We start from the raw sequence: 4,202 nt of genomic DNA, 5'->3' as shown, positions 1-4,202 counted from the left end.
GCACTCCGCGTTCGGCGACGTGGACTCGATGCTGGACTTCGTCGAGCTGCTGGCCGCCGAGACCGGTCTGCCGGTCGGCATCAAGAGCGCCGTCGGCGAGCTGGACTTCTGGCAGCAGCTGGCCGCGCTGATGGCGCGCGGCGACCGGGGCGTCGACTTCGTGACGGTGGACGGCGGCGAGGGCGGCACCGGCGCGGCGCCGCGGATCTTCGCCGACTCGGTGTCGCTGCCGTTCCGGATGGGCTTCTCCCGGGTCTACGGCACCTTCGCGGAGCTGGGCCTGACCGACGAGCTGACGTTCATCGGCTCCGGCAAGCTCGGTCTGCCGGAGAACGCGGCGGTGGCGTTCGCGCTCGGCGCCGACATGGTCAACGTGGCGCGCGAGGCGATGCTGTCGATCGGCTGCATCCAGGCGCAGAAGTGCCACACCGACAAGTGCCCGACCGGCATCGCCACCCAGAACCCGTGGCTGGCCCGCGGCGTGGACCCGGGCTCCAAGTCCACCCGGGCCGCGGTCTACCTGCGCACCCTGCGCAGGGAGCTGACGAAGGTCTCCTCCGCGCTCGGCGTCGCCCACCCGTCGCTGATCACCGCTGCCGACATCGAGGTGCTGAACGGCGACTACGAGGCCCGCACCCTGGCCGGCGTGTACGGCTACAAGGAGGGCTGGGGCGAGCTCGGCCCGGACCTCGCCGCGGGGATCACCGCGCTGATGACGGGCCGCCCGGCCGTCTGACGCGACGTCGAGGGGCGGAGCCGACCGGCTCCGCCCCGTCCTGCCCGGCGCAGGTCGAATCAGCGCAGGTCGAATCAGCGCAGGTCGAACACCAGCCGGGCCGACACCTTGCCCGCGAGCACGTCCGCGAAGCAGGCGTTCACGTCCTCCAGCTTGCGGGTCTCCCGGATCACCTTGGTCCGGCCCAGCTGGTGCAGCCGGAACACCTCCGCCAGGTCCTGCCGGGTGCCGACGATCGAGCCGATCACCCTGGTGCCGTTCAGCACCGTCTCGAACACCGGCAGCGTCAGCTCGCCCCCGGCGGGCAGCGCGACCAGGACGAGGGTGCCGCCGCGGCGCAGCGAGTCGTAGGCGGCGCGGAACGAGGCGTTGCTGACGGCCAGCGAGACCGCGGCGTCGGCGCCGCCGAGCTTGTGGACCTCGTGCGCCACGTCCTGGATCCGGGCGTCGATCACGTGGTCGGCGCCGAGCTCCTTGGCGAGCTTCAGCTTGTCGTCGGTGATGTCCACCGCGACCGTCTCGGCGCCGAAGATCCGGGCGTACTGCAGCGCCAGGTGGCCCAGGCCGCCGATGCCGGAGATCAGCACCCGGGTGCCGGGGCGGGCGCCGGACAGCTTGACCGCCTTGTACGTGGTGACGCCCGCGCAGGACAGCGGGGCGGCGTCCATCGGGTCCACGCCGTCCGGGACGGGCACCACGTAGTCGCCGTGCGCGACGGCGTACTCGGCGTAGGCGCCGTCCACCGAGTAGCCGGAGTTGTGCTGGGACAGGCAGAGCGTCTCCCAGCCGGTGACGCAGTAGTCGCAGCGGCCGCAGGCGTCGGCCAGCCACGGGATGGCGACCCGCTCGCCGACCTTGACGTGCCGGACGTTCGAACCGGCGGCCTCCACGACGCCGACGCCCTCGTGGCCGGGCACGAACGGCGGGGACGGCTTGACCGGCCAGTCGCCGTGCGCGGCGTGGATGTCGGTGTGGCACAGGCCGGAGCACTCGATCCGCACCAGCACCTGGTGCGGCGCGGGGGTCGGCACCTCGCGTTCCTCGATCTCCAGCGGCTCGGTGAAGTCCCGGACCACAGCTGCCTTCATGGCCTTCTCTCCTCGCAGAGCGGGTGAATCCGACAAAAGGGATGTCTCTCTGCGCTCAGCCTGCTGGCTCCGCCGGGGAACCGCGAACGGGCGCGCCGACCCCGACGAAGATCACCGTCCGCTCCCCGTCCGGGGCTGACGGCCCGTCAGGGTAGCGTTGACCAAAGCCCGTCATTCCCAGGCGGGTTGGGCATTTTCTGTGCCCACCGGACACATCGGACACACCCCGGGTACGGAGGACCGACATGACCCGCGCACTCCTGCGCACCGCCGGGACCGGACTGGCCCTGCTCACCGCCGGCCTGCTCCTGGTCGGCTGCGAACCCGCCAAGCACGCCAAGGCCGCACCGCCGCCCAGCCCCTCCCCCACCGCCACTGCCGCCGCTTCCCCCGTCGTCTCCCCCACGCCCTCCCGGCTCGACGACTCCTACTTCGCCGAAGGCAGCTGCGCCCGCGCCCTCGACCCGGGCGGCAGCGGGACCACCGCCCACTACGAGACGGTGCCCTGCGACAGCCCGAACGCCGAGGCCAAGGTCGTCAAGCGCAGCGGCACCCTGACCGGCGTCGCCGCCGCCCTCCCGCGCGGCGCGGACTGCCCCGACGGCACCGACGTCGCCCTCGACCTCACCCAGAACGACCTGACCAACGTCACCCGCAACCGGGCCGCCTGGGCCTGCCTGCGCAACCTGCACGACCCGCACCCCGGCGAGCCCGGCGGGGGCGGCGGCCCCGGCATCGTCGTCGGCGACTGCGTCTACGCCACCAAGAGCGCCAGTGGCTCCGACACCGTCGCCGAGACCCGCTGCGACGGAAAGGGCGACCACAGGCCCGAGTACAAGGTCGACAAGGAGTACGTGAGGCAGACCGTGCAGCTCAAGGGAAGCACCGAGGCGACCTGCCCCGACGAGGCCACCGTCACCTTCACCATCCCCGCCCCGCCCGGCGCCCTCGCCATGTACCCGACCGTCGCCTGCGCCGAGCCCGTCGACTGACGGCCGGACCCGTCCGCTCACGGCGATACGCTTGGGCCTCTTGCCCGGCCACGGGTGGCATTCAAAGCCCGTAGGCTGGGCAGGTAAGGGACCTGGGGGCGGCAGTGCCCCCGCCACGGACGGAGGGAGATGCCGGGTGATCGAGCTGGAAGACCTGCCCGAGTTGATCGACCCGGTGATGATCTGCGCCTTCGAAGGCTGGAACGACGCCGGCGACGCGGCCTCCGCCGCGCTCGGACACCTCGACGAGACCTGGGGCGGCAAGGTGTTCGCCGCGCTCGACGCCGAGGACTACTACGACTTCCAGGTCAACCGGCCCACCATCTGGCTCGACGGCGGCGTCCGCCGGATCACCTGGCCCACCACCCGGCTCTCGGTGGTCCGGGTCACCGAGCCCAAGCCGCGCGACCTGGTCCTCGTGCGCGGCATCGAGCCGAGCATGCGCTGGCGCTCCTACTGCAACGAACTGCTCGGCTTCGCCCACGAGTTGGGCGTCGAACTGGTCGTCGTCCTGGGCGCGCTGCTGGGCGACACCCCGCACACCCGGCCGGTCCCGGTCTCCGGCGTCACCTCCGACGCCTCGGTGGCCCGCAGCCTCGACCTGGAGGAGAGCCGCTACGAGGGCCCCACCGGCATCGTCGGCGTCCTCCAGGAGGCCTGCGCCCACGCCGGCGTCCCCGCCGTCACCTTCTGGGCCGCCGTCCCGCACTACGTCTCCCAGCCGCCCAACCCCAAGGCCACCCTGGCCCTGATCAACAAGCTGGAAGACCTCCTCGACCTCCGCATCCCCCCGGGCGAGCTCGCCGACGACGCCCGCGCCTGGCAGCTCGGCGTCGACCAGCTCGCCGCAGAGGACACCGAAGTCGCCGAGTACGTCCAGCAGTTGGAAGAGGCCCAGGACACCGCGGAGCTGCCGGAGGCCTCCGGGGACGCGATCGCCCGCGAATTCGAGAGGTACCTGCGGCGCCGCGAGAACCAGGGCCCGAAGGGCGAGAAGCCGATCACGGGGCACGCGACGGAGCGGCCCAAGGACGAGGACGAAGAGTAGGAGCAACCGGGGGCGCGTGGGGAGGTGCCACCACGCGCCCCTGTTGTAGCTCCCTTACAGGGCAACGCCCAGGAGCGCGTCCACCGCGCGGGAGACCAGGCCCGGGGCCGAGATGTCGTCGCCGCCCTCCGCCTGAGCGGTCGCGGCCCAGCGGTCGACGGCCGCCAGCGCCGCCGGGGCGTCGAGGTCGTCGGCGAGGGCCTCGCGGAGCTCCGCGAGCAGCGACGTCGCGGAGGGGCCGTCCGGACGGGAGACCGCGGCGCGCCAGGCGGCGAGGCGGGTGAGGGCGGAGTCGAGGTCCTCGGCCGTCCACTCCCAGTCGCTGCGGTAGTGGTGGG

The 4,202-nt window shown here is 72.7% G+C and carries 4 protein-coding genes and 1 pseudogene; 3 read left to right on the top strand and 2 right to left on the bottom strand.

Annotated features, from left to right (window positions below):
• Window positions 1–736: glutamate synthase-related protein (locus tag IEZ12_RS38810; protein ID WP_268250259.1), on the top strand; the 736-nt coding region annotated here is incomplete at its 5' end.
• A 74-nt stretch (window positions 737–810) separates the two neighbouring features.
• Here the strand turns inward: IEZ12_RS38810 and adhP are convergent.
• The gene (adhP, locus tag IEZ12_RS20915; RefSeq protein ID WP_189273539.1) at window positions 811–1,824 is read right to left on the bottom strand and encodes an alcohol dehydrogenase AdhP; all 1,014 of its coding nucleotides are present in this window, start codon (window positions 1,822–1,824) and stop codon (window positions 811–813) included.
• 245 nt (window positions 1,825–2,069) lie between these two features.
• On the opposite strand from adhP, the gene IEZ12_RS20910 reads away from it, so the two are divergent.
• Window positions 2,070–2,816: an LppU/SCO3897 family protein gene (locus IEZ12_RS20910; RefSeq protein ID WP_189273536.1), complete on the top strand. Its 747-nt coding sequence runs from the start codon at window positions 2,070–2,072 to the stop codon at window positions 2,814–2,816.
• Between the two features lie 136 nt (window positions 2,817–2,952).
• Complete coding sequence (locus IEZ12_RS20905; RefSeq protein WP_043911482.1) at window positions 2,953–3,864, top strand: PAC2 family protein; 912 nt, start codon at window positions 2,953–2,955, stop codon at window positions 3,862–3,864.
• A gap of 54 nt (window positions 3,865–3,918) precedes the next feature.
• On the opposite strand, the pseudogene IEZ12_RS38805 reads toward IEZ12_RS20905, so the two are convergent.
• Window positions 3,919–4,202: pseudogene (locus tag IEZ12_RS38805) on the bottom strand (cysteine--1-D-myo-inosityl 2-amino-2-deoxy-alpha-D-glucopyranoside ligase); the annotation flags it as partial.

The organism is Kitasatospora griseola (assembly GCF_014648555.1).
Lineage (GTDB): Bacteria > Actinomycetota > Actinomycetes > Streptomycetales > Streptomycetaceae > Kitasatospora > Kitasatospora griseola.
This window is presented reverse-complemented; position numbering and strand designations above follow the sequence as displayed.